Annotated in this window: 26 protein-coding genes; 15 read left to right on the top strand and 11 right to left on the bottom strand. The window is 66.9% G+C overall.

Going from position 1 to position 25,626, the window contains the following annotated elements:
- Positions 1-69: 69 nt before the first annotated feature.
- Complete coding sequence (locus AAC050_RS12895) at positions 70-435, top strand: DUF559 domain-containing protein (RefSeq protein ID WP_339915496.1); 366 nt, start codon at positions 70-72, stop codon at positions 433-435.
- Positions 432-1,253, top strand: coding sequence for a 16S rRNA (adenine(1518)-N(6)/adenine(1519)-N(6))-dimethyltransferase RsmA (gene rsmA / locus AAC050_RS12890; RefSeq protein ID WP_339915495.1), 822 nt, complete (start codon positions 432-434; stop codon positions 1,251-1,253). Before AAC050_RS12895 ends, rsmA begins: the two co-directional genes overlap by 4 nt.
- Before the next feature lie 64 nt (positions 1,254-1,317).
- Here the strand turns inward: rsmA and AAC050_RS12885 are convergent, their stop codons facing one another.
- Both AAC050_RS12885 and AAC050_RS12880 read right to left on the bottom strand, forming a co-directional pair.
- Complete coding sequence (locus AAC050_RS12885) at positions 1,318-1,590, bottom strand: hypothetical protein (RefSeq protein WP_339915494.1); 273 nt, start codon at positions 1,588-1,590, stop codon at positions 1,318-1,320.
- Entirely contained in the window at positions 1,587-2,486 is a 900-nt protein-coding gene (locus tag AAC050_RS12880) for a hypothetical protein (RefSeq protein WP_339915493.1), read from the bottom strand. The genes AAC050_RS12885 and AAC050_RS12880 overlap by 4 nt, the downstream gene beginning before the upstream one ends.
- A gap of 239 nt (positions 2,487-2,725) precedes the next feature.
- Between AAC050_RS12880 and AAC050_RS12875 the strand changes: the two genes are divergently transcribed.
- Complete coding sequence (locus AAC050_RS12875) at positions 2,726-3,916, top strand: MFS transporter (protein ID WP_339915492.1); 1,191 nt, start codon at positions 2,726-2,728, stop codon at positions 3,914-3,916.
- A gap of 11 nt (positions 3,917-3,927) precedes the next feature.
- Here AAC050_RS12875 and gmk read toward each other — a convergent pair whose 3' ends face one another.
- The 8 genes from gmk to fabD all read right to left on the bottom strand — a co-directional run bounded on the left by gmk (position 3,928) and on the right by fabD (position 10,627).
- Positions 3,928-4,569: a guanylate kinase gene (gene gmk / locus AAC050_RS12870; protein ID WP_339915491.1), complete on the bottom strand. Its 642-nt coding sequence runs from the start codon at positions 4,567-4,569 to the stop codon at positions 3,928-3,930.
- Entirely contained in the window at positions 4,559-5,443 is an 885-nt protein-coding gene (locus tag AAC050_RS12865) for a YicC/YloC family endoribonuclease (RefSeq protein WP_339915490.1), read from the bottom strand. The genes gmk and AAC050_RS12865 overlap by 11 nt, the downstream gene beginning before the upstream one ends.
- Positions 5,440-6,540, bottom strand: a complete 1,101-nt coding sequence (gene mltG / locus AAC050_RS12860; protein ID WP_339915489.1) for an endolytic transglycosylase MltG — start codon at positions 6,538-6,540, stop codon at positions 5,440-5,442. Before mltG ends, AAC050_RS12865 begins: the two co-directional genes overlap by 4 nt.
- A 51-nt stretch (positions 6,541-6,591) precedes the next feature.
- Positions 6,592-7,872: a beta-ketoacyl-ACP synthase II gene (gene fabF, locus AAC050_RS12855; RefSeq protein WP_339915488.1), complete on the bottom strand. Its 1,281-nt coding sequence runs from the start codon at positions 7,870-7,872 to the stop codon at positions 6,592-6,594.
- 104 nt (positions 7,873-7,976) lie between these two features.
- Positions 7,977-8,216 (bottom strand): acyl carrier protein, encoded by a 240-nt coding sequence (locus AAC050_RS12850; RefSeq protein ID WP_300444219.1) that lies wholly within the window; start codon positions 8,214-8,216, stop codon positions 7,977-7,979.
- A 178-nt stretch (positions 8,217-8,394) separates the two neighbouring features.
- Positions 8,395-8,589, bottom strand: coding sequence for a hypothetical protein (locus tag AAC050_RS12845; RefSeq protein WP_339915487.1), 195 nt, complete (start codon positions 8,587-8,589; stop codon positions 8,395-8,397).
- Between the two features lie 169 nt (positions 8,590-8,758).
- Complete coding sequence (fabG, locus tag AAC050_RS12840; protein WP_339915486.1) at positions 8,759-9,499, bottom strand: 3-oxoacyl-[acyl-carrier-protein] reductase; 741 nt, start codon at positions 9,497-9,499, stop codon at positions 8,759-8,761.
- 183 nt (positions 9,500-9,682) lie between these two features.
- Complete coding sequence (gene fabD, locus AAC050_RS12835) at positions 9,683-10,627, bottom strand: ACP S-malonyltransferase (protein ID WP_339915485.1); 945 nt, start codon at positions 10,625-10,627, stop codon at positions 9,683-9,685.
- Positions 10,628-10,802: 175 nt separating this feature from the next.
- Between fabD and AAC050_RS12830 the strand changes: the two genes are divergently transcribed.
- From AAC050_RS12830 to alr, 7 genes are all read left to right on the top strand, one after another.
- Positions 10,803-12,869, top strand: coding sequence for a hypothetical protein (locus AAC050_RS12830; protein ID WP_339915484.1), 2,067 nt, complete (start codon positions 10,803-10,805; stop codon positions 12,867-12,869).
- Between the two features lie 185 nt (positions 12,870-13,054).
- The gene (rpsF, locus tag AAC050_RS12825) at positions 13,055-13,456 is read left to right on the top strand and encodes a 30S ribosomal protein S6 (protein ID WP_339915483.1); all 402 of its coding nucleotides are present in this window, start codon (positions 13,055-13,057) and stop codon (positions 13,454-13,456) included.
- 12 nt (positions 13,457-13,468) lie between these two features.
- A complete protein-coding gene (gene rpsR, locus AAC050_RS12820; RefSeq protein WP_339915482.1) occupies positions 13,469-13,762 on the top strand; it encodes a 30S ribosomal protein S18 in 294 nt (97 codons plus the stop codon).
- Entirely contained in the window at positions 13,762-14,346 is a 585-nt protein-coding gene (rplI, locus tag AAC050_RS12815; protein ID WP_339915481.1) for a 50S ribosomal protein L9, read from the top strand. Before rpsR ends, rplI begins: the two co-directional genes overlap by 1 nt.
- Before the next feature lie 139 nt (positions 14,347-14,485).
- Positions 14,486-14,860, top strand: coding sequence for a hypothetical protein (locus tag AAC050_RS12810; protein WP_339915480.1), 375 nt, complete (start codon positions 14,486-14,488; stop codon positions 14,858-14,860).
- 91 nt (positions 14,861-14,951) lie between these two features.
- Positions 14,952-16,439 (top strand): replicative DNA helicase, encoded by a 1,488-nt coding sequence (locus tag AAC050_RS12805; protein WP_339915479.1) that lies wholly within the window; start codon positions 14,952-14,954, stop codon positions 16,437-16,439.
- A gap of 51 nt (positions 16,440-16,490) precedes the next feature.
- Entirely contained in the window at positions 16,491-17,528 is a 1,038-nt protein-coding gene (gene alr, locus AAC050_RS12800; RefSeq protein WP_339915478.1) for an alanine racemase, read from the top strand.
- Positions 17,529-17,534: 6 nt separating this feature from the next.
- Here alr and AAC050_RS12795 read toward each other — a convergent pair whose 3' ends face one another.
- Positions 17,535-18,827 carry an amidohydrolase family protein gene (locus AAC050_RS12795; protein ID WP_339915477.1) on the bottom strand — a complete coding sequence of 431 codons (1,293 nt, stop codon included), beginning with the start codon at positions 18,825-18,827 and terminating at the stop codon, positions 17,535-17,537.
- A gap of 151 nt (positions 18,828-18,978) precedes the next feature.
- Here AAC050_RS12795 and radA point away from each other — a divergent pair, with 151 nt between their 5' ends.
- From radA to AAC050_RS12770, 5 genes are all read left to right on the top strand, one after another.
- Positions 18,979-20,355 (top strand): DNA repair protein RadA, encoded by a 1,377-nt coding sequence (gene radA, locus AAC050_RS12790; protein ID WP_339915476.1) that lies wholly within the window; start codon positions 18,979-18,981, stop codon positions 20,353-20,355.
- Between the two features lie 27 nt (positions 20,356-20,382).
- Complete coding sequence (locus tag AAC050_RS12785; protein ID WP_339915475.1) at positions 20,383-20,976, top strand: CvpA family protein; 594 nt, start codon at positions 20,383-20,385, stop codon at positions 20,974-20,976.
- Between the two features lie 27 nt (positions 20,977-21,003).
- The gene (gene purF / locus AAC050_RS12780) at positions 21,004-22,509 is read left to right on the top strand and encodes an amidophosphoribosyltransferase (RefSeq protein ID WP_339915474.1); all 1,506 of its coding nucleotides are present in this window, start codon (positions 21,004-21,006) and stop codon (positions 22,507-22,509) included.
- Between the two features lie 39 nt (positions 22,510-22,548).
- Positions 22,549-23,304, top strand: coding sequence for an SDR family NAD(P)-dependent oxidoreductase (locus tag AAC050_RS12775; RefSeq protein ID WP_339915473.1), 756 nt, complete (start codon positions 22,549-22,551; stop codon positions 23,302-23,304).
- Positions 23,305-23,513: 209 nt separating this feature from the next.
- On the top strand, positions 23,514-25,622 hold the full coding sequence (locus tag AAC050_RS12770; protein WP_339915472.1) for an ATP-binding protein: 2,109 nt from the start codon (positions 23,514-23,516) through the stop codon (positions 25,620-25,622).
- Positions 25,623-25,626: the final 4 nt, after the last annotated feature.

Genomic DNA, 25,626 nt, shown 5'->3' with positions numbered 1-25,626 from the left:
CCCTGGACCGCCACGCCAAACTGACATGGTTGCTTCTCCCTCGAGGGGAGAAGGATTAGATTGGCGGGCATGTTCCAGTCGGGCGTCAGGACGCGGCAGGCGCGAAAGCTCAGGCAGGGGATGACCGGAGCCGAGGCGCATCTGTGGGCGCTGGTGCGCAACCGGCAGATCGATGGGCTGAAATTCCGGCGACAAATGCCGGTGGCCGGAGCGGTCGCCGATTTCGCCTGCCCGGAACTGAAGCTGGTGATCGAGCTGGACGGCGGGGTCCATCGCCTGCGCGAACAGGCGGACGCCGAGCGCGACGCCCGCCTCGCCGGGGCCGGCTTCACGGTCCTGCGGTTCGGCAATGAGACCTTCCTGCGCAATCCGAATGTTGTGCTCGAGGCGATACACCGTCATGCAGCGGTGATGCGGACCCAATCCTCCCGATGACCGACCTCCCCTCCCTGCGTGAAACGCTCGACGCCCACGGGCTGCTGGCCAAGAAGAGTTTCGGGCAGCATTTCCTGCTGGACCTGAATGTGACGCGCAAGATCGTGCGGCTGGCGGGGCCGTTCGAGGGGCGCGGCGTGATCGAGGTCGGGCCGGGGCCCGGCGGGCTGACGCGGGCGCTGCTGGAGAGCGACGCGGGCCAGGTGGTGTTGATCGAGAAGGATCCGCGCTTCCTGCCGCTGCTGGCCGAACTGGACAGGCCCGAATTCGGGGGCCCCGGGCGGCTGGTCACGGTCGAGGCCGATGCGCTGAAGGTCGATGAGGCGGCGCTGGTCGCAGGGCCGGCCCATGTGGTGTCCAACCTGCCGTACAATGTCGGCACGCCGCTGCTGATCAAATGGATCACCGGGCCGTGGCTGCCGGTGGCCCTGACCCTGATGTTCCAGAAGGAGGTGGCCGAGCGCATCGTCGCCGCCCCCGGCGAGGACGCCTACGGCCGGCTGGCGGTGATCGCCCAGGCCGTGTGCGAGGCGCGCATCGTCATGCATCTGCCGGCCGCGGCCTTTACCCCGCCGCCCAAGGTGGCCAGCGCCGTGGTGCATCTGATCCCCCGCCCCGACCGGCCCGACCGCGCCACGCTGAAACGGCTGGAGACGGTGACGGCGGCGGCCTTTGGCCAGCGGCGCAAGATGCTGCGCTCCAGCCTGAAGCAACTGGGCGGCGCGGCGCTGTGTGAAGCGGCCGGGGTCGATGCGGATGCGCGGGCCGAGGTGATCGACGGGGCGGGGTTTTTGAGACTGGCGGGAGCGTTGGGGTAGGGGCCGTATTCACTGTCAGGCGTGAAGCGGTTCGCCCGGCACGGGCGAACCCTATCGGATTCGATCAACGGGTGATGGAGACGTCCTTCTTCTCCATCGAGACATATGCTTGGCCATGGATGACCGCGTCGCCGGGCACGTGCTCCAGCTGGATGCGCGCGCGCTGCGTCGGCTTGGGCTGCTCGAGATCGACGGTTAGTTGAGTCAACGGGGGCGACCCGCCTGCCTTTATCGCCGTGCTTTTCGACACGGCGATATCTTCCATCTGGTTGATCCAGACTTCCAGCTCTTCAAGCGTCAGATTATCCGACACGGCGTAGGTCCGGGGCAGACTCATAGCTTGAAATCCCTTCCGGTGATCATCTTCAGGGCCGGGGCCAGCAGATTCACCGCCGCCCGGTCCCCCCCGACCCGTTGGGCGTAGGCATCCATGATGTTCTGTTGATAGAGACGCAGGTTCGGATCCGGATCCGCCGACAGCACGCCAGCCAGTTGGTTGAGCTTCCCGACGTCGGTCTCTGTAACCACATATGCGGAGAAAGCCGCCCGCACCGCGTGGACGTCCGCTTCAGCGAGCGGGATCGAAACCACCCGTCCTGCCTGCTCGTTGGCTTCGGCCAGATCCGACGCCGCAGCGGCCGCCATCTGCGCAGATGCATTGTTGATGCTGGCCGTGGCGTTCAATCCGCGAATGTCGATCAGCGCGTCGCCAAGCGGATACTGTCGCGCCGTGTCCCGAACCAGTCGGCGCCTGATCTCTGTGAGCCGCCGGGTGCGGCTTGCCTGCGCGGTCGTCAACGCGGTCGCGAGGCTCTGATCGAGAAAGGCCTCGCGGTTCAACGTTGCGTTTCCGCCGAGAACCGTCGCCGACCCCACGGCCAGCGCACGCGCGGCCTGGGCTCCTGACACAGCGGCCGCGCCGTTCATCACCAGAACGGCCAGATCAGAGCCGAGGTTGACGCCCTTCATCTCGCGCGAAAGGGCATGGCGAAACGCGGCAAATTCCGCATCCGAGACCGCAATCCAGCGGTAGGCGACCTCGTTTCGGTAATCGACGCGGGCCGCCTCGTCCCGGAGTGAGGTGTAGTGTTGCAGCACGGTCGTGTCGTCGTAGTTGGCCGGAGCCGAAATCGCGGCTGGCTCTCCCCGCAGGGAAGCGCAACCGCTGATCGGACCAAGGACGGCCAACGCGAACAGAATCCTGAAGAGCCTGCCAGACCGATCGACCTGCATCTGCGTCACCCGCCTCCACGCCCCAGTCGCCGAACAGTGTTACTGTTCGTGGGCGACCCGTCAACCCGAAGGAGAGCGGACCCGCAACCCCCGCGCGCGGCATCACCACACGGCTAACCGGGGAGATCGGCGGGGCGGGGTTAAGGCTGGCGGAGACTTTAGGGGAGGGCCGCGGAAACCGGACTGGTCAAGTCGATCCGGGGCTTGCTACAGGCTCCAACTACAGGCGGAGATCGACGGTGCTGAAGAATCTGAAGGCGGTGCCGCGCGGGGTCTGGGCCCTGGGGTTTGTGTCGATGTTCATGGATATCTCGTCCGAGATGATCCACGCCCTGCTGCCGGTGTTTCTGGTCGGGACCCTGGGGGCCAGCGCCCTGCTGGTCGGGCTGATCGAGGGGGTGGCCGAGGCGACGGCCTCGATCACCAAGGTGTTTTCCGGCTGGCTCAGTGACCGGCTGGGGCGGCGCAAGATCCTGGCCGTGGTCGGCTATGGGCTGGGGGCCCTGACCAAGCCGGTGTTTCCGCTGGCGGTGACGCCGTTCGAGGTGTTCGGGGCCCGGTTCGTCGACCGGGTCGGCAAGGGCATCCGCGGGGCGCCACGTGACGCGCTGGTCGCCGACATCACCGCCCCCGAGGCACGCGGGGCGGCCTTCGGCCTGCGCCAGTCGCTGGACACGGTCGGGGCCTTCGCCGGGCCGTTGATCGCCATCGGCCTGATGCTGGTGCTGGCCAATGACATCCGCGCCGTCTTCGCCTGGGCCATCGTCCCGGCCACGATCGCCGTGCTGGTGCTGGTGTTCGCGGTGCGCGAGCCGGAGCGGGCCGACCCGACGGGGGCGGCCAGGGTGCCGATCCGCTGGAGCGAGGTGCGCGCCATGGGCAAGGCCTTCTGGATCGTGGTGACCATCGGCGCGGTCTTCACCCTGGCCCGGTTCAGCGAGGCCTTTCTGGTGCTGCGGGCCCAGGACACCGGTCTGGCGGTGATGCTGGTGCCGCTGGTGCTGGTGGTGATGAATGTCGTCTATGCCGTGGTCTCGACCCCGGCCGGCATCCTGTCGGACCGGATCGGGCGCAAGGGGCTGCTGGTGGTGGGACTGGTCACCCTGATCGTCGCCGACGCCGTGCTGGCCCTGGCCCCCGGGGTGACCGGGGTGCTGGTCGGGGTCGGGCTGTGGGGTCTGCATATGGGGCTGACCCAGGGGGTGCTGTCCAGCCTGGTCGCCGACCGGGCCCCGGCGCGGCTGAGGGGCACGGCCTTCGGCCTGTTCAACCTGGCGACCGGGGTGACCCTGCTGATCGCCAGCGTGCTGGCCGGGGCCCTGTGGTCGATGTGGAGCCCCGCCGCCACCTTCGTCGCCGGCGGGATCTTCGCGCTGGCCGCCCTGGTCGCCACGGCCGTCCTGCTCCGCCCGTCAGCTCATCAGGCCTGACCGATTTTGCTCTAGACCGCCTCGTTCAGCAGGGCGCGGCGGTAGCCCTGGAGCCAGGTGTTGCGCGACTGTTTCGAGCGTTCGGCGTGGTAGATATGGGCCAGCTCGGCATAGGAGCGGTCGAAGTCGTCATTGACGAAGACATAGTCGAAGTCGTCGCAGTGGGCGATCTCGCCCTTGGCGTTCTGGATCCGCTGTTCGATGACGTCCTCGGCGTCCTGGGAGCGGGTCACCAGACGGCGGCGCAGCTCTTCCAGACTGGGCGGCAGGATGAAGACGCGCACGGCGTCCTCAGGGCACTGGGCGGCGATGTCGCGCGCGCCCTGCCAGTCGATGTCAAACAGCACGTCACGGCCGGCCGACAGGGCCCGCTCGATCGGGGCGCGCGGCGAGCCGTAGCGGGCCCCGTGCACATCGGCCCATTCGAGGAAGGCGTCCTGGTCGATCAGGCGCTGGAACTCGGTCTCGTCGACGAAATGATAGTCACGGTCGGCGACCTCGCCGGGGCGGATGGCGCGGGTGGTCATCGATACCGACAGCTCCAGACCGCCGTGATCGGCCATCAGCCGGCGGCAGAGCGAGGTCTTGCCGGCCCCCGAGGGGCTGGCGACGATCAGGAGGACACCCCGGCGGGGCGTGCGTTCATTCGACATTCTGGACCTGTTCACGGAGCTGTTCGATCACCGCCTTTAGCGCGAGTCCCACGGCAGTCAGCGGCGTCGTAGCCGATTTGGAGCAGAGTGTGTTCGCTTCGCGCATGAATTCCTGCATCAGGAAGTCGAGTTTCCGCCCGGCGGGGGGTTGCTGTAACAGGGTGCGGGCCGAGGCGAGGTGGGCACTGAGGCGATCCAGCTCCTCGCGCACGTCGGCGCGGGTGGCGAGCGAGGCCGCCTCCAGATAGATGCGCTCATCCAGCCCCGGGGCGTCAGGGGCCAGTTCGGTCATGCGGCGGGCGAAGCGCTCGCGGATGGTATCAGTCTGGGCCCCGGCCTCTTCAGTGGCGCGGGCGATCAGGGTCTCGATGTCGTCGATGAAGCCAGTGATCACCGGCAGCAGCTGGCCGCCCTCGCGGTCGCGCGACAGCTTCAGGGCGTCGAGGGCCGCTTCGATCGCGGCGGCCATGGCGATCTCGACGGCGGCGCGGGCCTCGGGGTCGGCGTCCGGCTCGGCGGTCTCCAGCACCCCGCGCAGGGCCAGCAGGCCGTCGGCTGTGGGCGGGGCGGCCCCGTCGCGCACCAGATCTGCGGCCAGGGCGACATAGCGGGCCAGCACCTCGGGATTGAGACGCACGGTCGCCGTGCCGCTGTCGTCGGGTTTGGCCTGGATGCCGACGGTGACCTGACCGCGGCTCAACCGCGCCTGGGCCGCCGCCCTGGCCACGCGCTCGAGGCTGTCGAAGCCGGGGGGACCCCGGAAGCGGACCTCGAGATTGCGGCCGTTGACCGAGCGCGCCTCGACCGCCCAGGTCCAGCCGTGCAGGGCCCCGTCGGCCCGGCCGAAGCCGGTCATGCCCGACAGATCGCTCATCGGGTCGCCGGGGCGGGACGCAGGGCCGGGGCGGGCTGGACGGTGATCACCGCAGCCCCCGGCGGGACCACAGGGCCGTCGGGGACGGACTCGAGCGGCGCGGGCGCGATCGGTTCGGGCGGCAGGCCCGCCTTCTGGCGTTCGATCGCCCGCCATTGGGCGACGTTGGCCAGATGTTCGGTATAGGTGCGGGCGAAGACGTGGCCGCCGGTGCCGTCGGCGACGAAGAACAGCTCGTCGGTGCGCGGCGGATTGAGTACGGCGGCCAGCGCCTCCTTGCCCGGATTGGCAATCGGCGTCGGCGGCAGACCGTCGATCTGATAGGTGTTCCACGGGGTCTGGCGCTGCAGTTCCGACTGGCGGATGCCGCGTCCCAGCGGACGCCCCCGGGTGATTCCGTAGACGATGGTCGGGTCGCTCTCGAGCCGCATGCCGATCCGCAGCCGGTTGGAGAAGGCGGCGGCGACGCGCGGACGCTCGGCGGCGATACCGGTCTCCTTCTCGACGATGGAGGCCAGGATCATGGCCTCTTCCGGCGAACGGACCACCGAATTGGGACTGCGCAGCTCCCACATCCGGGCCAGGTTCTGGTCGCGGGCGCGCTGCATGCGGGCGATCACCGCCTCGCGGGGCTCGCCGCGGCTGATTTCATAGGTGTCGGGCCACAGGCTGCCCTCGGGCGGGGTCTCGGGCTCGCCGGTCAGCACGGACTGGCGCATCAGGATGTCCACCGCCTGGGCCGAGGACCAGCCTTCGGGCAGGGTCACATAGTGGCGCACCACCCGGCCCTCGACGAGCAGGATGATGACCGAGCGCAGCGAGGTGCGCGACGGTACCTCGTATTCGCCCGCGCGCAGCTTGCGGTCGGCTCCGGTCAGGCTGACCGCCGCCTTGAACATGTCCGGCGAGCGGATCACGCCCGCCTGTTTCAGGATGGCGGCGATGGCCGGAACCCCGGAACCGCTGGGCAGGGTGACCACGGTGGTGTCCCCGGCCGGTGCCGACGGCCCCGGCGCATAAAAGACGCTCCAGCCCCAGAACAGGGCGGCGATCAGGAACAGGCTGAAGGTCGCCGAGGCGGCCAGCAACCCGACCATAAGGCCGGATCGCCCACCCGGTGCCGCGGGAACCCTGCCGCCTCGCGCCATCTAGTCGACCTTCCGGAAAATGACCGAGGCATTGGTGCCGCCGAAGCCGAAGCTGTTGGACATCGCCACATCAATCTTGCGGGCCTTGCCCTTGTGCGGGACCAGGTCGATGGCGGTCTCGTGCTCGGGATTGTCGAGGTTGATGGTCGGCGGCGCGATCTGATCGCGGATGGCCAGCACGCTGAAGATCGACTCAATCGCGCCCGCAGCCCCCAGCAGGTGACCGGTCATCGATTTGGTCGAGGACACGGCGAGGTTTTTCGCATGGTCACCGACCAGCCGCTCGATGGCGCGCAACTCGATCCAGTCGGCCATGGTCGAGGTGCCGTGGGCGTTGATGTAGTCGAGGTCAGACGGCTGCATCCCGGCCCGTTTCAGCGCCGCCCTCATGGCCCGCAGACCGCCCTCGCCGTCCTCGGACGGGGCGGTGATGTGATACGCGTCGCCGCTCATACCGTAGCCGACGACCTCGGCATAGATCTTCGCGCCGCGCGCTTTCGCGTGCTCGTATTCCTCGAGCACCATGATCCCGGCCCCCTCGCCCATGACGAAACCGGCGTGGTCCTTGTCGTAGGGGCGGCTGGCCTTTTCGGGCGTGTCGTTGAAGGCGGTACACAGGGCCTTGCAGGCCAGGAAGCCGGCGATGCCGATCGGCACGATCGAGCTTTCGGCCCCGCCCGCCACCATGACGTCGGCGTCGTCCAGGGCGATCATCCGCGCCGCGTCGCCGATGGCGTGGGCCCCGGTGGCGCAGGCGGTGACGACCGAGTGGTTCGGGCCCTTGAGCCCGTGGCGGATCGAGATCTGGCCGCTGGTCAGATTGATCAGGGCCGAGGGGATGAAGAAGGGGCTGACCCGGCGTGGGCCCTGTTCCTTGAGGATGATGGCGGTGTCGGCGATCGGGCCGAGGCCGCCGATGCCGGAGCCGACCATGACGCCGGTGCGTTCCTGGTCTTCGGCGCTCTCCGGCTTCCAGCCGGCGTCTGCCAGGGCCTCGTCCGCCGCGGCGATGGCATAGACGATGAAGTCGTCGACCCGCTTGCGGTCCTTGGGCGACATGACCTGTTCATGGTCGAACACTCCCGGCTGCCCGGGCGCGCCGCCACCGCGACCGTCCACCGAAGGAATCTCGCCGGCAATGGTGCAGCCCCAGCCCTCGACGTCGAAATTGGTGATCGGGCCGATGCCCGAACGGCCGTCGCGAATCCCCTGCCAATTATGCTCAACACCCCAACCCAGCGGGGTCAGCAGGCCAAGTCCGGTGACTACAACGCGACGCATGGGCGCTCCTTCAACAGAATCCGTGCCCAGAAACAGTAATGGCCGCCGGGCGGCCCCGCTAGGGGCGCACCACGGCGGCCACTGAAACCGTCAGTCGGACGGGTTTAGCCGGCCAGCTTGCCGTCGATGAATTTCACGGCGTCGCCGACGGTCTGGATGTGCTCGGCGGCGTCATCCGGGATCTCGATGTCGAACTCTTCCTCGAAAGCCATGACCAGTTCGACGTTGTCGAGCGAGTCAGCGCCCAGGTCATCGATGAAGCTGGCCTTCTCGACCACTTTTTCGGGATCAGCGTCCAGATGGTCGATGACGATCTTGCGAACGCGTTCCAGGGTATCGGACATGGGGTCTCTGCCTTCATTATGGTGCCGCAGCACCAGCGTTTGTCTTAGCGATTGCCGTCCCACGACAGCGCCGGTCGCGCAAGCCCAAAGAGGCTGCACAGCCGGTTGCGTCACCGCCCTTTAGCACAGCCGTGACCGTGGGGAAGAGTCGGTAACCCGGTTTGATGCCGACTTCGCCCTACGGTCGACCCCGATTCAACCACCATACCAGCCCCCCGCCGGCCAGGGCCAGGGGCGCGCCATAGACGGCCCAGATGATCTGACCGGTCATGAAGCTGCCCGGCAGGATGTTGAGGCCCTGCAGCACCCAGATCAGGCCGATCAGCAGCAGGGGGCCACTGAGGATGGTGGCGAGGATGCGCAGGATTTTCACGGTCGTCTCCGAAAGTCGTCCTTCTCCCCTCGGGGGAGAAGGTGGGCGGCGGAGCCGCTCGGTTGAGGGGGCTGTCGGGGTGACCCGGATGCAGGGAATTTACGTCGGGCATCCCCCTCATCCGGCCCTGACGGGCCACCTTCTCCCCCGCAGGGGAGAAGGAAAAAAGTCAGATCATCGCCATGCCGCCGTTCACGTGCAGCGTCTGCCCCGTGACATAGGCGGCTTCGTCCGAGGACAGATAGACGGCGGCGGCGGCGATCTCGTCGCCGGTGCCAAGGCGGCCGGCCGGGATGTTCTTGAGGATGGTGTCGCGCTGGGCGTCGTTCAGCACATCGGTCATCGGCGAAGCGATGAAGCCGGGGGCGATACAATTCACCGTGATCCCGCGGCTGCCGACCTCCTGGGCCAGGGATTTCGAGAAGCCGATCATGCCGGCCTTGGAGGCGGCATAGTTGGTCTGGCCCGGGTTGCCGGTGACGCCGACGATCGAGGTGATACCGATGATCCGGCCCGAGCGGCGCTTCATCATCCCCTTCATCGCCGCGCGCGACAGGCGGAAATAGGATTCCAGATTGACGGTGAGGACCGACTGGAAATCCTCGTCCTTCATCCGCATCAGCAGGCCGTCTTTGGTGATCCCGGCATTGGCCACCAGGATGTCGAGCGGGGCCCCGGCGACGTCCTCGGCGCGGGCGATCAGGCCGTCGACCGAGTCGGGGTCCGACAGGTTGGCAGCGGCGGCGAAGGCGCGCTCACCCAGCTCCTTGGCCAGATCCTGCAGCACCGCCTCGCGGGTGCCGGACAGGACCACGGTCGCGCCCCGGGCGTGCAGGGACCGGGCGATGGCTCCGCCGATGCCGCCTGTCGCGCCGGTGACGAGGGCGGTCTTGCCAGTGAGATTGAACATTGAGTGCTCCCTTCCTTCTCCCCTTGCGGGAGAAGGCGGCCCGGAGGGCCGGATGAGGGGTTTCACGAACCCCTGCGGTTGATGTTCAAGGAGCCCATCCGGTCCGGCCGGTTTGACCCCTCATCCGTCATCCCCGGACCGGGTCCGGGGCTGACACCTTCTCCCGCAAGGGGAGAAGGGAAGTCAAAAGCTCTTCGCGAACGCTTCCAGATCTTCCGGCGTGTTCAGGGCCGTGCTCCCGGCATCCGGCGCGATGCGTTTGGCCATGCCGGTCAGGACCTTGCCCGAGCCGATCTCGGCGAAGCGGGTGATGCCGCCGTCGGACGCCATCCACTCCATGCTCTCGCGCCAGCGCACGCGGCCAGTGACCTGTTCGACCAGCAGGCGGCGGATGGTCTCGGGGTCGGTCTCGGGACGGGCGGTGACATTGGCGACCACGGGCACGCGCGGCCCCAGCAGGGTAGCCCCGGACAGGGCCTCGGCCATTTCGTCGGCGGCGCGCTGCATCAGCGGACAGTGGAACGGGGCCGAGACGTTCAGCGGAATGGCGCGCGCGCCCAGTTCCCTGGCCTTTTCGATGGCGCGATCGACGGCGGCCTTGTCGCCCGAGATGACGATATTGCCGGCGTTGTTGTCATTGGCGACGACGCAGACGCCGACCTCGGAGCCGGCTTTCGCCGCCGCCTCGGCCAGGGCCAGGTCAGTTTTGGGCCCAATCAGCGAGGCCATGGCCCCTGCCCCCACCGGCACAGCGCGCTGCATGGCCTGGCCGCGCAGCTTCAGCAGCCGGGCGGTGTCGGCCAGCGACAGGGCCCCGGCGGCGCACAGGGCCGAATACTCACCCAGCGAATGGCCGGCAACGAGGGCCGCGCGGTCAATGTCGATACCGAACTCGACCTTCAGCACCCGCACGGCGGCCAGCGACACCGCCATCAGAGCGGGCTGGGCATTCTCGGTCAGGGTCAGCTGGTCCTCGGGCCCCTCACGCATCAGCACCGACAGCTTCTGGCCCAGCGCGTCGTCGATCTCGGCATAGACCTCGCGGGCGCTGGCGAAGGCGTCGGCCAGGGCCACGCCCATGCCGACCGACTGGCTGCCTTGTCCGGGAAACAGGAGGGCGAGGGTCATGCGGGGTCCTTCCGGGCCGTGAATCAAGGCGGCAGCGATAGGACGAACCTCGGGAAGCGGCAAGCGGTAGGACCCGGATCACAGCCAGCTTACAAATCGTACAGATTGTGGCCGAAACTTGAACACAATACCCGTTAAAGTCCGCCGCCACGCAACAGGGGCGGGATTCCGGCAGATGGTCAGCAGTTTCGGTCGCGCCCTGGCGCTTGGCGCGCCCCTGCTGGGATTTGCGTCGGTCGTCGGGCCGGCAGCACCGGCCGCGGCCCAGCCGACCCCGACCGCAGCGACGGCCGATCCCAACGTCACCCCCTATCTTCCCGCCTATTTCGCCGAGTACCGGCCGGTGACGGCGCTGGACATGCTCGGCCGGATACCCGGATTCCAGTTCGACGGCGGCTCAAGCGCCCGCGGTTTTGCCGGCACGGCGGGCAATGTGCTGATCGACGGCGAACGGCCCCCGACGCGTAGCGACAGCCTGGCCAGTGTGCTGTCGCGCATTCCGGCCGCCCAGGTTCTGAGAATCGAAATCGTGCGGGCCGGGGTCGGCGGCATCGACATGCAGGGCAAGTCGGTGGTCGCCAATGTGATTCGCAAACCGGATGCGGGCGTGTCCGGTGCCGTGTCTTCCAGTCTGAACATCACCGACGACCTGCGACTGCAACCCAGCGTCAATCTACAGGCGCAGCGCCAGCGCGACGGCCGGTCGCTGGACGGGTCAATCCGGCTGTCCACCGGGGGACAGGACATTGCCAATGTCCGCGAACGCCGACGGCCGGACGGAACCCTGTTCTTTCTGGCCCAGAGCGATGCGGCGGCGGATTTCACCTCAGGCGAGACCACCGGTGTTTATGAGGGCCCTCTGGGCGGCGGACGGATCCGGGCCAACGTCCTGATCAATTACAACAGCAGCGATTATCAGGGCCTGGATACCCTGGTGATTCCCGGTGGTGAGGAGCGCAGCAACAGCGATTCGACCCGTTGGCGGGGCGAAGCGGGGTTGCGCTGGACCCGCAGCCTGCCGCGCGGCCTCAACCTCGAGCTGGTCGGCTTCCAGTCAGTCACCGACAGCGACAACAGCGGGCGTTACGATACGCCCCGCTTCACCTCGGACACCCTGACCCAACAGCTTTCGCGTGAAAGCATCCTGTCGGGGGCGTTGAAATTCCCGCCAAGGGGCCGATGGAGCCTGGAGACAGGGTCAGAGGTGGCCCTGAACCGGGTCGACACCGAAACCGGCTATACCTTTAACGACAGTCCGCTGCGGCTGGCCGGGGATGACACCCAGGTCGAGGAATTGCGGACGGAGAGTTTCGTCACCGCAACCTGGGCGGCGCGGGCAAACCTGAATTTCGAGAGCGGCCTGCGCTACGAGACCTCGCGCATCACCGCCGCGGGCAGCGCCGGGTCGGCCGAGACCCGTTTGAGCTATCTGAAGCCGCGCCTGACCGCGACCTGGACCCCGCGACCGCGCGAAACTCTCAATTTCAAACTGGAAAAGAGCGTCGATCAGCTGTCGTTCGGGGCATTCACCGCCTCGGCCGCGTTTGAAACCGGCATCTTCGGGCGCGGAAATCCCGACATCCGCCCGGGGCAGGTGTGGCAGGCCAGCGCACGCTATGAGCGGCTGTTCGACCGCCAGGGGTCCTATGTCGCGGAATATACTCACGAATGGCAGGATGACGTGCTGGGGACGGTGGTGGTCTATGAGATCCCGCTCGGGGGATCGGTGGCGCGCCCGTACAACATCACCCGCAATGTGGGCGAGGCGAGCCGCGACAAATTGAGCCTGTCGACGCGCCAGCCGCTGGACCGCTTCGGCCTGACCGGCGGCCTGTTGTCGGCACAGGTGACCCTGCGCTGGTCGGATACGGAGGACCCCGTGACCTTCGTTAACCGGCGGGTCGGCGGCGACCAGCCGTTCGGCTGGTCACTGGGGCTGAGTCAGAATCTGGTCGCCAAACGGATCAACTGGAGCGTCAGTGCCTCCAGCGGTCAGGACCAGAGGAACTATGCCCCCAGCACCCTGTCGCGGTTCCGCACCGATCCCAATTTCAATGCCAGCATCAGCTACCGGCCCGACCCGAAATTGAGCCTGTCTGCGGGCCTGTTCATCAGCGGCGATTACGGCAACGAATTCGTGCTGTTTGATGCGCCGCGCGACCGGGGGTCACCGGTCTATACCGAACGTTCGCAGACCGGCGGCAACCGCCAGGCCTATTTCTCGGTGCGGCGCAGCTTCTGAGCCCCGCGAACGCCTTGCCCTGCCCGGCCTTTTCCCCTATATGCGCCCGCTTTCCAGGGCTTCGGTCCTGTCGCGGAACATCAAAGGGTTCGGGAAGTCATCCCGGCCGCCGCTGCAGGAGCCATCGTGGGATCCGACTTTAACCCGGTCTGTTCCACGCCGACGCCCACAAGGGAGACTACCGCATGGCTCTTTACGAGCACACGGTCATGTCGCGCCAGGATATCAGCGCGCAACAGGCCGAAGCGCTGAACGACACCATCAAGGGCTTGATCGAGCAAGGCGGCGGTTCCGTCGCCAAGATCGAGTACTGGGGTCTGCGCAACCTGACCTACCGGGTCAAAAAGAACCGCAAGGCGCACTATTCGCTGCTCGCCGTCGACTGCCCGCCCGCCGCCATGGCCGAGGTCGAGCGTCAGCTGTCGATCAATGAAGACGTGCTGCGCTGGCTGACCGTCCGCGTCGAGGAGCTCGATCTCGAGCTGTCGCCGCTGCTGGCCCGCCGTGAACGCGAGCGCGAACGTGAACGCGAACGCACCCCGCGCAATGACGAGGCCCCCGTGGCCACCGTCGCCGAAGCCGAATAAGGAAAGCGCAGCATGACCGATACGACTGCTCCCGCCCGCGGCCCCGTGACCCCCGGCACCCCTGCCGGTTCCGGTGCTGCCGGCCGTCGCCCCTTCTATCGTCGCCGCAAGGTCTGCCCGTTCTCGGGCGATGGCGCGCCGAAGATCGACTACAAGGATGTGAAGCTGCTGCAGCGTTACATCTCCGAACGCGGCAAGATCGTGCCCTCGCGCATCACCGCTGTTTCCCAGATCAAGCAGCGTGAACTGGCCAAGGCCATCAAGCGCGCCCGCTATCTGGCCCTCCTGCCCTATGTGGTGAAGTAATGAAGGTCGTTCTCCTCGAGCGCGTCGATAACCTCGGCGCCATCGGCGATGTCGTGACCGTCAAGGACGGTTTCGCCCGCAACTTCCTGCTGCCGCGTGACAAGGCTCGTCGCGCGACCTCCAACAACCTGAAAGCCTTCGAACTCGAACGCGTCGCCATCGAGGCCCGCAACGAGAAGAACAAGGAAGAGGCCGGCAAGATCGGCAGCAAGATCGACGGCCAGACCTATGTCATGATCCGTCAGGCCGGTGAGACCGGTCAGCTGTACGGATCGGTCGGCGGTCGTGACGTCGTCGAGGCCATTTCGGCCGAAGGCGGCAAGGTCGAGCGCAGCCAGGTCGTGCTGAACACGCCGATCAAGCACCTGGGTGTCCACGAGGTGGCGGTTCGCCTGCACGCCGAGGTCTCGGTCAAGGTCAAGATCAACATCGCGCGTTCGGCCGAAGAGGCCGAGCGTCAGGCCGCTGGTGAAGACGTCATCAAGGCCGCCTACGACGAGGACCGCGCCGCGGCCCTCGAACAGGCTCGCGACATGGTCGCCGGCGGTGCCGGTCAACAGGACGGTCTGGGCTCGGAAGCCTAGACCAAACTGAGACTGCAAGATGAAGAGGGCGCACCTTCGCAGGTGCGCCCTTTTTCATGCCCGAATGCGCCGGGGAATCCCGCCCAAGTTCGGCCATGGTTTGACGGCCATTCTGGATCGTAATCCGAAGGGGGAAGTCATGGTCCGCAAGACATCGCTGATGCTGGCGTTGTTCGTCAGTCTGGTGGCCAGCGCCGCCAGCGCCGACGGCATGACGGTGCAGCAGTTCCTCACCACCGCGGCCGGCATTCCGCGCAATCCGACCGCCCTGCTGCGGTCCGACACCCGCCGGTTGATGAACGAGGTAAAGGGAGCCTTCCAGACGGTCCGCTCGGAAGAGGTGGCCGCCCGTGCGGCCGGCCGCCGCCCGGCCACCTGCATGCCCGAGCGGGTGGCGGTGAACTCCGACCATCTGATGGCGCGGCTTAATGCCGTTCCGGCCGCCCGGCGCAATATCAGCGTCACCCAGGCCATCCGCGAATGGATGGTCGAAAGTCATCCCTGCCCGGCCTGAACCGACCGTCCACAGAGGTGTCCCCGTTCATCTGATCCGGAACCGAGATTTCCGTCCGCTTTAGACGCAGGGCGAGTCTAAGCGTTAACCGATGAACGCCTTCGCTCCCTTCCCCGCCGAGAGCTCTTCCCCGACCTCGATGCCGCACAACCTCGAGGCCGAACAGGCCCTGCTGGGATCGTTGATGTTCGACAACGCCGTGTTCGAACGGCTGTCGGACCGGTTGCGCGGGTCGCATTTCCACGAGCCGTTCCACAATCGCCTGTTCGATGCGATCGAGGACCATATCCGCCAGGGCCTGCTGGCCGAGCCGACCATATTGATGGAGCGGTTCAAGCAGGATCCGGCCTTCGCCGAGTTCGGCGGGCTGCGCTATCTGGCCGATCTGGTCGACCGGGCCCCGCCCGCCGCCAATGCCGCCGACTATGCCCGGGTCGTCTATGATCTGGCCCTGCGCCGCGACCTGATTCGCATTGGCGGCGACATCATGAAGGAGGCCCCCGATCCGGAGCGGGCCGCCATCGACCAGATCGAACAGGCCGAGCAGTCGCTGTATTCGCTGGCCGAGACCGGCAAGCCGTCGTCGGGTTTCGTCAGCTTTTCCGCGGCCCTGGCCGGTGCAGTTCAGATGGCGGGCGAAGCCTATCAGCGCGACGGCAAGCTGGCCGGTCTGGCCACCAATCTGGACGATCTGGATCAGAAACTGGGCGGGCTCTACCCGTCCGACCTGCTGATCCTGGCCGGGCGTCCGTCGATGGGCAAGACGGCGCTGGCGACCAATATCGCCTTCAATGTCGCCCGTAACTATCGCTGGGAGCCGACGCCAGAGGGCCGCAAGACGGTCAACGGCGGTGTCGTCGCCTTCTTCTCGCTGGAGATGAGCGCCGAACAGCTGGCCATGCGTATCCTGGCCGACGCGTCGGGCGTGTCGTCCGACCGGCTGAGGAAGGGCGAGATCGACGCCTCTGACTTCGGCAAGGTGCGCGACGCGGCCATCGAGATCGGCGAGAGCCCGCTGTACATCGACGCCACCGGCGGTCTGGCCATCTCCAAACTGGCGGCCCGGGCGCGCCGCCTGAAACGGGCCGAACAGGGTCTGGACCTGATCATCGTCGACTATCTGCAGCTGATCACCGTCGGCGACGGCAATAACCAGCGCAACCGGGTGCAGGAGGTGTCGGAGATCACCGGCGGCCTCAAGGCCCTGGCCAAGGAGCTGAACGTGCCGATCCTGGCCCTGTCGCAGCTGTCGCGTCAGGTCGAACAACGCGAGGACAAGCGACCGCAGCTGTCCGACCTGCGCGAATCCGGCTCGATCGAGCAGGACGCCGACTGCGTGATGTTCGTCTATCGCGAGAGCTACTACCTGGGCCGGACCGAGCCGCGCGAAGGCACCGAGGAACATCTGAAATGGCAGGAGGACATGGACATCCTGCAGCACCAGGCCGAGGTCGTCATCGGCAAGCAACGCCATGGCCCGATCGGTATCGTCAAGCTGAGCTTCGACGCCGACACCACCCGCTTCGGCAATCTGGCCAAGGACGGCCGCTACTCCAATTTCCGCGACATCCCGGAGTAGGTCCGGCGTTTTCCGGTGTGCGCTGCACAAAAATTGCGGCATAAACCCATAATGCCCTCGCCCACTACACTGTCCGTCGACCTGAACGCGCTGGCGCACAATTTTCATGCGCTGGAAGCGGCTGCGGGCGTGCCGGTGCATCCGGTGGTCAAGGCCGACGCCTATGGGTTGGGCGCCGTGCCGGTGGTGCGGCGGCTGCTGGCCGAGGGGGCGCGCACCTTCTTTGTGGCCCGGGCGTCTGGCGGCTTCGCTTTGCGCGAGGCGCTGGGGGCTGAGCCGGTCATCTATGTGCTGGACGGCTGTGTCGGCGAGACCGCGGGGGACCTCATCGCGGCCGACCTGAGACCGGTCCTGAACCACGGCGAGCAGCTGACCGCCTGGCGGGCCGCCAGCGGCGGGGCCTGCGGCCTGCAGATCGACACCGGTATGAACCGGTTAGGCTTCCGGCCTGAAGAGGCCCCGGACATGTTCGACGGGCTGGACCTGGTGATGAGCCATCTGGCCTGTGCCGACGATCCACTGGAGCCGATGAACCGGACCCAGCGCGACGCCTTCGCCGCTGTGGTCGGTCGCTATCCCGGGGTGATCCGCTCCTTCGCCAATTCGGGCGGAGCCTTTCTGGGGCCGGACTACGGATTTGACGCCGCGCGCCCCGGGATCAGTCTGTACGGCGGTGGACCCGAGGGACGACCCGACGCGCGCCTGCGAGCAGTGGCGACGCTGAGTGCCGAGGTGTTGCAGGTGCGCGAGGTGCCGACGGGCGAGAGCGTCGGCTATTCGCGCGGATTTCTGGCGGACACACCCCGGCGGATCGCCATCTGCGCCGCGGGATATGCCGACGGGGTGCTGCGCAGCACCAGCCCGTGGGGCGCGGTGTGGCTGGGTGGGGCGTTGCGGTCGATCGTCGGCCGGGTGTCGATGGACGTCATTGCCGTCGATGTCACCGGTGCCGACGTCGCCGTCGGCGACCGGGCCGAGCTGTTCGGGGCCAACCGGATGCTGGACGAGGCCGCAACTGCGGCCGGGACCATCGCCTATGAGCTGCTGACCTCGGTCACGCCGCGGGTACCGCGGATCTATATCGGCTGAGTCCGCTCAGCGAGCGTCGCGGACGACGTCACCGCCCTTGATGACCACGGGCACCGTTTCCAGCATCCGGACGTCGGCCAGAGGGTCGCCGGACACGGCGATCAGATCACCATAGCGACCGACGACGATGGCCCCGACGTCGGCCTCGCGACCCAGGGCCTGAGCGGCGTTCCAGGTGGCGCTGCGGATCGCCTCGGCCGGAGTCATGCCGTATTCAACCATGACCGCGAACTGGCGGGCGTTCAGGCCGTGCGGAAAGAGGGCGGCGTCGGTGCCGAACACCATTCCCACCCCGGCCCGATGGGCGGCGCGGAAATTGTCGCGTTGCAGCTGACCGATCTCGCGGTCCTTGCGCAGGTTGTCCTCGGTGGTGCCGTATTGCGTGCCCGTCGCCTGGGTAAAATCGGTGTTGTAGATGTCCATCGACAGCCAGGTGTGGTGTTCGAGCGCCAGACGGATACCTTCGGCGTCGATCAGCGAGGCATGTTCAATGGTGTCGATCCCGGCCCGGATGGCGTCGGCGATGCCCGAGGCTCCGTGGGCGTGCGCAGCGACCTTGAGGCCCCACATATGGGCCTCGGTGGCCGCGGCGGTCAGCTCGGCCAGGGTCATCTGCTGCTGACCCGGTTCGGTATTGCTGGAGAAGACCCCGCCGGTAGCGCACAATTTGATGACCTGGGCCCCGTATTTGCGCACCTCGCGGATGACGTGACGAACTTCATCCGGGCTGTCAGCCACAAAGTCGCTGGTCTGATGCAGCGAGCGCGGCAGACCGGTGATGTCGCAGTGGCCGCCGGTGGCCCCGATATAGGCCCCGGCCGGGATCACCCGTGGGCCGACGACGAAGCCGTCATTGATGGCCTGCATCAGGGCGACGTCGGCAAAATCCGGTCCACCCAGATTGCGCACGGTCGTGAAGCCAGCGTTGAGCGTGGCCAAGGCGTTGGGTCCCTGGATGACAGCTCCGAAATCATCGGCATAGTCAAAGATGTTGTAGCCAGAGACATAGGGAGTGTCGGCCAGATGGACGTGCATGTCGATCAGGCCGGGCAGCAGGGTCAGGCCCGGCAGGTCGAGGCGCCGGGCGTCATCGGGCACGCCGGCGGGAGCGGCCCTACCGACCGAAGTGATGCGGCCATCCGTGACGACAATGACCGGATGATCGACGTAGCGACCGCGCTGGACATCGACCATCCGGGCGGCGGTGACCACCAGGGTGTCGGCCCGGGCGGGCGTACCGGTCATCAGGCCCAGAGCAAAAGCCATTGCGGCTGCGGTGGTCGCCAGTCGTTTCAGCATCGTCGTTCTCCCCCGATTCCCATAGACCTGACACGGCGAACCCGGGGCAGGCAACCGGCAGATCGGCGGGTGCCGGCGGCTACGCCAGTCCCGGACGCAGCGTAATCCGTCCCCCCTGCCCCGCCGTCCCCGACTCCTGTAAGCCGATGTCATGGCCAGAGACGGTGCGATCTATGTTTGTCAGTCCTGCGGGGCGGTGCACGGCAAATGGGCCGGTCAGTGCGGGGCCTGTGGCCAGTGGAACTGCGTCGTCGAGGAGAGCCGCGCGGCCCCGCCCGGGGCGATGAAGGCCGTCAGCACCGCCCGGACGCGCGGCCTGCAGTTCGAAACCCTGCAGTCGGACACGCCCGAGCCGGCGCGCATCGTCACCGGGGTCAAGGAGTTCGACCGGGTTTGCGGCGGCGGGGTCGTGCCCGGCTCGGCCATATTGTTGAGCGGTGACCCCGGCGTCGGCAAGTCGACCCTGTTGCTGGACGTGGCCGGGCGGGCGGCGCTGAAGGGGGCGCGGGTCGCCTATATCTCGGGCGAGGAGGCGATCGAGCAGATCCGGGCCCGGGCCAAGCGGATGGGGCTGGCCAAGGCCCCGGTCGAACTGGCCTCGGCCACAGCGCTGCGCGACATCCTGGGGACGCTGAAGCGCGAGAAATTCGACATCGTCATCGTCGATTCAATCCAGACCCTGTGGTCCGACGCCCATGAGGCCGGTCCCGGCTCGGTCACCCAGGTGCGGGCCTGTGCCGGCGAGATGGTGCGGCTGGCCAAGTCGCACGGGGTCGCTGTCATCCTGGTCGGCCATGTCACCAAGGACGGTCAGGTCGCCGGGCCGCGGGTGGTCGAACATATGGTCGACGCGGTGCTGAGCTTCGAGGGCGAGCGCGGCTATCCGTTCCGCATCCTGCGCGCCGGCAAGAACCGTTTCGGGGCCACCGACGAGATCGGGGTGTTCGAAATGGGCGACACCGGCCTGCGCGAGGTCAGCAATCCGTCGGCCCTGTTCCTCGGCGAGGGCAAGGACCGGGCCCCGGGAGCCGCCGTCTTCGCCGGGATCGAGGGCTCGCGCCCGGTGCTGGTCGAGATGCAGGCCCTGGTGTCAAAATCGGCCTATGGCACGCCACGTCGGGCCGTGGTGGGCTGGGACACCGGGCGACTGGCCATGGTGCTGGCCGTACTGGAGGCGCGCTGCGGCTTCGGGTTCGGCGATCAGGACGTCTATCTGAACGTGGCCGGAGGCTTGCGGATCAATGAGCCGGCCGCCGATCTGGCCGCCGCCGCGGCCCTGATCTCCTCGGCCACCGACAAGCCCCTGCCGCAGGGCTGTGTGGTGTTCGGCGAGATCAGCCTGTCGGGCGAGGTGCGGGCCGTGGGCCGGGCCGAGGCGCGGCTGCGCGAGGCGCGCAAACTGGGCTTCGATCACGCCCTGACTCCGCCGCTGACGGTCAAGGGTGGCGGGGTGGCGGTGACCTCGGTGACGCGATTGACGGAAGCGGTCGATCGAATCTCGCAAAACCGCTATGAAGGTCTTCAGTAAACCGCCATCCGAGGATCCACCGCCCGCGTGACCGGCTTTGACGCTCTCGCCCTGATCGTGATCCTCGCCTCGGCTGCGGCCGGATGGGTGCGCGGGGCCACGCGCGAAATCATCACCCTGCTGAGCTTCGTCCTGGCCGCTTTCATTGCCCTGGTGGCCCTGCCCTTCACCTCGCCAATCGGTCGTTCAATGATTGATCCGGACTGGGCCGGCTCCATCGCCGCGGCCATCGGCACCTTCCTGCTGATCTATTTCGGCATTCGCATCTTCGGCTCGGCCCTGTCGAAACGCGCCCAGGCCCATCCGCAGCTGGGCGGGATCGACCGGTTCTTCGGCGTCTTCATCGGCGCGGCGCGGTCACTGGTGCTGCTGGGGGCAATCCATCTGGTGATCGTCGCGGCCATGCCGGGCGAGGCGACGCCACGCTGGCTGACCCAGGCCATGCTGTATCCGGTCAGCGCCGGGGCCGCCCGGGTCATCCAGATCGTCCTGCCCGGTATCGGGCGCGGGGCCGACGCCCTGACCCCGGTGGTTAATTCGTCCGTCCGCGAAGGGTTTTCCGACACACAAGCCTTGCCCCCGCCCCAAACAGGGCATACCCCGCCCGGCAACGCCCCCTAGTCCCCTCCCCGGGTCATCGGAGCCACAATGCGCCACCAGATCGCCGATCCCGTCGTTCACCGCGAACACCATCGCGACATTGATGACGATCGCCCCCGCCTGGAGTGCGGAGTCTGTGGCGTCTGGGGGGCCGAGCCCGACGGCGGGGCCGCCATCGTCGCCCTGGGTCTGCACGCCCTGCAGCACCGCGGCCAGGAAGCCTGCGGCATCGCCAGCGTCCATGACGACCGCTTCCACACCGAACGCCACCAGGGGCTGGTCGGCGACGCCTTCGGCGGCACCAATCTGTCAAAGCGGATGCCGGGGGGCGCGGCCGTGGGCCATACCCGCTATTCGACCGCGGGCGGCTCGTTCCTGCGCAATATCCAGCCGATGTTCGCCGATCTGGATTCCGGCGGTATCGCCATCGGCCACAACGGCAATCTGACCAATTTCCTGTTCCTGCGGAACCAGCTGGTCTCGGAAGGCTCGATCTTCCAGTCGACCTCGGACTCCGAGGTGATCCTGCATCTGATCGCCCGTTCGCGGAAGGCGAAGATCGTCGACCGGTTCATCGACGCCCTGGCGCGGATCGAAGGCGGCTATGCCCTGGTAGCCCAGACCCGCAAGAAGATGATCGGCGCGCGCGACCCGCTGGGTATCCGCCCGCTGGTGCTGGGCAAGATCGGCGAGGCCTGGGTGCTGGCGTCGGAGACCTGCGCCCTGGACACCATCGGCGCGACCTTTGTCCGCGATGTCGAGCACGGCGAGGTGGTAGTCATCGACGAGAACGGCTTGCGGTCGCTGAAGCCCTTCCCGGCCCGGGCCGCCCGGCCCTGCCTGTTTGAATATGTCTATTTCTCGCGTCCCGACAGCATCGTGAACGGACGGTCGGTCTACGCGGTGCGCAAGCGCATGGGCCAGGGTCTGGCGCGCGAACATGCGGTCGAGGCCGACGTGGTCGTGCCGGTGCCGGACTCCGGCGTGCCGGCGGCCCTGGGCTATGCCCGCGAGAGCGGCATTCCCTATGAAATGGGCATCATTCGCAGCCACTATCTGGGCCGCACCTTCATCCAGCCCAACCAGGGGGCCCGGCAGAAGGGCGTGCGCATGAAGCACAGCCCCAACCGCTCGGTACTGGAAGGCAAGCGGGTCGTGCTGATCGACGATTCGATCGTGCGCGGGACCACCTCGGCCAAACTGGTGCGTTCCGTGCGGGCCGCCGGGGCCACCGAGGTGCATCTGCGCTCGGCCAGTCCGCCGATCCTGTGGCCTGACTTCTACGGCATCGACATGCCCGAGCGGGATCAACTGATCGCCGCCAACAAGACCATCGCCGAAATGAAGGAAATGCTGGAGGTCGACAGCCTGGGCTTCCTGTCCGTCGACGGCCTGTACGAAGCGATGGGTGCCGGACCGCGCGATGCAGTCAATCCGCAGTTCACCGACCACTATTTCACAGGCGAATACCCGACCCGACTGCTGGACCGAGAAATCGAACAGGGCGGTCGTGAGGACTCGCACCGGCAGTTGTCGTTGCTGGTCACGGCTTAAGCCTCTTTGCCCGACGACGGGCGCGCGCTATCAGGCCCCATGTCTGCTGATCTCCCCCTGAAAGACCGTATCGCCCTCGTTGTCGGGGCCTCGCGTGGCATCGGCTTTGAAGCTGCCCTGGCCCTGGCCAGGGCGGGTGCCCACGTTGTCGCTACCGCCCGCACCCAGGGCGGACTGGAGGAGCTGGACGACGCCATCTATGCCGCCACCGGCCAGCACGCGACCCTGGTGCCGTTCGATCTGGTTGACGGCGGGGCCATCGACCGGCTGGGCGGGGCCATCTTCGAACGGTTCGGCAAGCTGGACATATGGGTCCAGGCGGCGGCGACCATGGGGGCCTCGGGCCTGACCCCGGTCAGTCACGCCGACCCGCGGGTCTGGGCCAAGGTCGAGAAGACCAATTTCACCGCCATCTACCGACTGATCCGCTCGCTGGAGCCTTTGCTGCGCGTTTCCGACGCCGGACGGGCCGTCTATCTGACCACCAGTATCGCCGCCGCACCCCGGGCCTTCTGGGGCATGTATGCCGCCACCAAGGCCGGGGCCGAGGCCCTGATCAAATGCTGGGCCGACGAGATCGAATCGACGCCGATCCGCGTCGCCGTCGTCGATCCCGGCCGGATGCGCACCCAGCTGCGGGCCCAGGCCTATCCCGGCGAGGATCCGCAGGACGTGCCTCCCCCGTCCGAGATCGGTCCGCTGATCGTCGAACTGGCCCGCGGCGATCTGACACCGCCGCTGGAAGTGAAGTTCAAGGACTGGAAGTCGGGACCGGGCGTAGCGGCGCTGGTCTAGGGACCAACGGCGTGTCCCGGAGTATTAGCGGCCCGGTTTTGGAGCGCCGTCAAAAGCAGGCTTCAGGGGTCGCGATTTGATCCCGGGGACACAAGGCTTAGCCCTGATCGCTCGTATGTTTACGGCGAGCCGAAACGTACAATATTATCAAATAAACCAAATGCTTGGTGACTAATCAAAACGTAATACGTATCGCTGATTTTCCAGCCATGCGTATCGACTCACACGCCCATCGACGTACGATCTGGCTGTCCCGCTCCCTGCTCGTGCTGGCGGTCAGCGGTATGGTGCTGTTTGGCCTGTCGCTGGTCGCGGGGGCGCGGAGCACCGATGCCTATTCGGGAAAGTTCGAGCGCCGGCAGATACAGACCGGACTCTCGACCCGACTCGATGAATTGGCGGCGCTGGTTATGCCCCAGGTGATCTGGGATGACGCCGTCGTCCACCTCGATAACCGGTTTGATCCCCGGTGGGCGAACCTGAACATCGGGACCTATCTGAACCAGACAGCCGGATTTGAACAGATCGAGATTGTCGACCGGTCGGACAGGTCGGTCTTTTCGGCCATTGACGACGACGTCGTCAGCCCGACCACATCAGACCACCCGTCCATCGCCCTGCCAAAGTTGATCGACAGCATCCGCGCACAGGAACGTCAGCGCGGGGCCTTCGTGCGCCGCGACCGGTCCCGGAAAATGATTGCCGCACCGATCCAGGCGACGTCCGTCTCAATGATCGGCGGGCACCCGTATGCGATTGTGGCCGCCCTGGTTCAGCCCGACTTCGGGACCGCCCTTCCCGTCGGTGCGCGCGCACCGATCGTTTTCGCGGCCGATGCCCTGGACGAAACGTTTCTGGCGAACATCGCCGGACGATACCAGCTGATCGACGCGGTGCTCGCCCCGCCGACGTCCCCGCCGGAGCCCCATCAGGCGGAGGTCACCCTTGCCGACGACGCCGGTCAGCCGGTGCTGGCGATCCGATGGCGACAACACAAGCCCGGGACGGCCCTGCTTGAACGGACATGGCTGTATATGTCGGCCGTTTTCTCCTTCTTCGTCCTGAGCATCATCCTCGTCCATCTGGCGGTGGCGCGGGCGAATGGCCAACTGCTCATGAAGGAGGCGGCGCTGGAGACCGCCCTGGCCAATGCGGAACAGGCCAGCCGGGCCAAGTCCCAGTTTCTGGCCAATATGAGCCACGAGCTGCGCACCCCCCTGAACGGCATCATCGGCGTGATGGATCTGCTGCGTCAGCGCCAGACGGATACCCATGGCCGTGAATTGACCGACACCGTCATCGCATCGGGGCGCACGCTGGAACTGGTCGTCAACGACATCCTCGACGTCTCCAAGATCGAGGCCGGACAGATGACCTTCGAGACCGCACCGTTCAGCCTGGGTGAGGTCGTCACCGGAATCGTCGATCTGCATGCCGCGACCGCGGCTGCCAAGAACGTCAAACTGGAGCTGCGGACCGCCGACGGCGCGGACGGCATCTATCTCGGCGACCGGACGCGGATCGGCCAGGTCGTTTCGAACTTCATCAGCAATGCGATTAAATTCACCGCCGCCGGCAGCGTCAGCGTCGCCGTCCGCAACCGTCGGGGCGGCGTCTGCATCAGTGTGTGCGATTCCGGCATCGGCTTCGACCGCGACACGGCAAAACGCCTGTTCGACCGGTTCGAGCAGGCGGACGTGTCTGTGAGCCGCAAATATGGTGGAACGGGGCTCGGACTGTCGATCTGTACCTCGCTGACCGAAATGATGGGGGGGCGGATCGCGGTGCGCTCGACCCCCGGCAAGGGATCGATCTTCTTCGCCTATCTGCCGCTGAGCCGGATTTCCGACGTGCCGTTGGAAGTTATCCGGAACGAACCCGCCAGACCGGTTCCCGACACCAATGACCAACCGCTGAAAATCCTGCTCGCCGACGATCATGAGGTCAACCGGCGGGTGGTTTCGATGATCCTCGCGTCGCTGAGCATCGACCTCACCGTCGTCGAAAACGGTGCTCTGGCCGTCGAAGCGACCGCAAAGAACCGTTTCGACATCATCCTGATGGATGTGCAGATGCCGGTGCTGGACGGACTGTCGGCGACCCGCAAGATCAGGGAGCTCGAGCTGGCCGGCGAACGCCCCCGTACGCCCATCATTTCACTGACGGCCAATGCGATGCCCGACGATGTGGCCCGCAGTCTTGAGGCGGGCTCGGACCTGCATCTGGCCAAGCCAATCCGACCCGACGCCCTGATCGGGGCGATCGCCCGTTTGGCTGTCCCGGGCTCCATTCCAGGGGCCGCGGTCGAAGCGGCTTAAGGCC

The sequence above is a fragment of the uncultured Brevundimonas sp. genome, assembly GCF_963974615.1.
Classification (GTDB): domain Bacteria; phylum Pseudomonadota; class Alphaproteobacteria; order Caulobacterales; family Caulobacteraceae; genus Brevundimonas.
This window is presented reverse-complemented; position numbering and strand designations above follow the sequence as displayed.

Bases quoted from the DNA above. Each gene is read 5' to 3' on its own strand.
- gmk (WP_339915491.1), bottom strand. From the start codon at position 4,569: ATGTCGAATGAACGCACGCCCCGCCGGGGTGTCCTCCTGATCGTCGCC.
- mltG (WP_339915489.1), bottom strand. From the start codon at position 6,540: ATGGTCGGGTTGCTGGCCGCCTCGGCGACCTTCAGCCTGTTCCTGATC.
- rsmA (WP_339915495.1), top strand. From the start codon at position 432: ATGACCGACCTCCCCTCCCTGCGTGAAACGCTCGACGCCCACGGGCTG.
- rplI (WP_339915481.1), top strand. From the start codon at position 13,762: ATGAAGGTCGTTCTCCTCGAGCGCGTCGATAACCTCGGCGCCATCGGC.
- alr (WP_339915478.1), top strand. From the start codon at position 16,491: ATGCCCTCGCCCACTACACTGTCCGTCGACCTGAACGCGCTGGCGCAC.
- fabD (WP_339915485.1), bottom strand. From the start codon at position 10,627: ATGACCCTCGCCCTCCTGTTTCCCGGACAAGGCAGCCAGTCGGTCGGC.
- fabF (WP_339915488.1), bottom strand. From the start codon at position 7,872: ATGCGTCGCGTTGTAGTCACCGGACTTGGCCTGCTGACCCCGCTGGGT.
- AAC050_RS12775 (WP_339915473.1), top strand. From the start codon at position 22,549: ATGTCTGCTGATCTCCCCCTGAAAGACCGTATCGCCCTCGTTGTCGGG.
- purF (WP_339915474.1), top strand. From the start codon at position 21,004: ATGCGCCACCAGATCGCCGATCCCGTCGTTCACCGCGAACACCATCGC.
- fabG (WP_339915486.1), bottom strand. From the start codon at position 9,499: ATGTTCAATCTCACTGGCAAGACCGCCCTCGTCACCGGCGCGACAGGC.
- AAC050_RS12850 (WP_300444219.1), bottom strand. From the start codon at position 8,216: ATGTCCGATACCCTGGAACGCGTTCGCAAGATCGTCATCGACCATCTG.
- radA (WP_339915476.1), top strand. From the start codon at position 18,979: ATGGCCAGAGACGGTGCGATCTATGTTTGTCAGTCCTGCGGGGCGGTG.
- AAC050_RS12770 (WP_339915472.1), top strand. From the start codon at position 23,514: ATGCGTATCGACTCACACGCCCATCGACGTACGATCTGGCTGTCCCGC.
- AAC050_RS12880 (WP_339915493.1), bottom strand. From the start codon at position 2,486: ATGCAGGTCGATCGGTCTGGCAGGCTCTTCAGGATTCTGTTCGCGTTG.
- AAC050_RS12865 (WP_339915490.1), bottom strand. From the start codon at position 5,443: ATGAGCGATCTGTCGGGCATGACCGGCTTCGGCCGGGCCGACGGGGCC.
- AAC050_RS12830 (WP_339915484.1), top strand. From the start codon at position 10,803: ATGGTCAGCAGTTTCGGTCGCGCCCTGGCGCTTGGCGCGCCCCTGCTG.
- AAC050_RS12795 (WP_339915477.1), bottom strand. From the start codon at position 18,827: ATGCTGAAACGACTGGCGACCACCGCAGCCGCAATGGCTTTTGCTCTG.
- AAC050_RS12810 (WP_339915480.1), top strand. From the start codon at position 14,486: ATGGTCCGCAAGACATCGCTGATGCTGGCGTTGTTCGTCAGTCTGGTG.
- rpsR (WP_339915482.1), top strand. From the start codon at position 13,469: ATGACCGATACGACTGCTCCCGCCCGCGGCCCCGTGACCCCCGGCACC.
- rpsF (WP_339915483.1), top strand. From the start codon at position 13,055: ATGGCTCTTTACGAGCACACGGTCATGTCGCGCCAGGATATCAGCGCG.
- AAC050_RS12895 (WP_339915496.1), top strand. From the start codon at position 70: ATGTTCCAGTCGGGCGTCAGGACGCGGCAGGCGCGAAAGCTCAGGCAG.
- AAC050_RS12885 (WP_339915494.1), bottom strand. From the start codon at position 1,590: ATGAGTCTGCCCCGGACCTACGCCGTGTCGGATAATCTGACGCTTGAA.
- AAC050_RS12805 (WP_339915479.1), top strand. From the start codon at position 14,952: ATGAACGCCTTCGCTCCCTTCCCCGCCGAGAGCTCTTCCCCGACCTCG.